The sequence below is a fragment of the Shigella sp. SIG3 genome (assembly GCF_053555855.1).
Window position 1 is genome coordinate 1 of the sequence record NZ_JBQZXE010000281.1, and the last position, 752, is coordinate 752.

Sequence of the window (752 nt, forward strand, 5' to 3'; positions counted from 1 at the left end):
GTTGGCATTTTAGTCATTTTCTCTTTGGCTATGCAGATTTCAATACGCATAAAAATCCCTCTACACTGTGTTTTTATACAGTATTATTTTTAACTGTATGGATAAACAGTGTCAAGAGTGAGGGAAAGTGATTTTTTGGGGCATGCATGGGGCAAAAATATTTGTTGTGGGGCATTTTGGGGCATGATTGGGACACTTTGTTACATATGAACTTTGCCGATTTTCATATGACATGGCAATACAACGCTTTGATTATTCTAAAGAAAACACATGCTCTTGGGCGTTCTTTAGTTATTTTTAAAAATCCCGTATCACGCAGTTAAAGTGGCGGGCATACTCTTCAAGGCTGGTGATCCCCAACCGCACCCATTTAGGATGCGACCATTGCGGTAGACCGATGTAAATCATAACGCGTGAAGGATCTCTTCCACGCTACGCACACGGGCGATGCGCGGGTAGATATGATTAATGCTGTTATTGTGTTGCTCGGCGCTGGCGGCACTACAGGCGTCTTCGGCAATCACCAGATTAAAGCCAAGTTCCCAGGCATTGCGGGCGGTGGATTCAACACCGATATTGGTCGAGATCCCACATAACACTATTGTATCGATACCTCGGCGGCGCAGTTGCAACTCCAGATCCGTACCGTAAAACGCACCCCACTGACGTTTGATGATTTCGATATCACTGTCAGTTGCACCTAATGCAGCTGGATGTTGCCACCAGTTTTCGGGCAACACTTTAGCGGGGGA

1 protein-coding gene and 1 pseudogene are annotated in these 752 nt (G+C 45.5%); both read right to left on the reverse strand.

Features of this window, described 5'->3' with window-relative positions; genetic code table 11:
- Positions 1 to 312 precede the first annotated feature (312 nt).
- Positions 313 to 408, reverse strand: a pseudogene (locus ACUU1I_RS20925) (hypothetical protein); the annotation flags it as partial.
- Positions 405 to 752: hydrolase (locus tag ACUU1I_RS20930; protein WP_000313435.1), on the reverse strand; the 348-nt coding region annotated here is incomplete at its 5' end. The gene ACUU1I_RS20930 and the pseudogene ACUU1I_RS20925, both read right to left, overlap by 4 nt.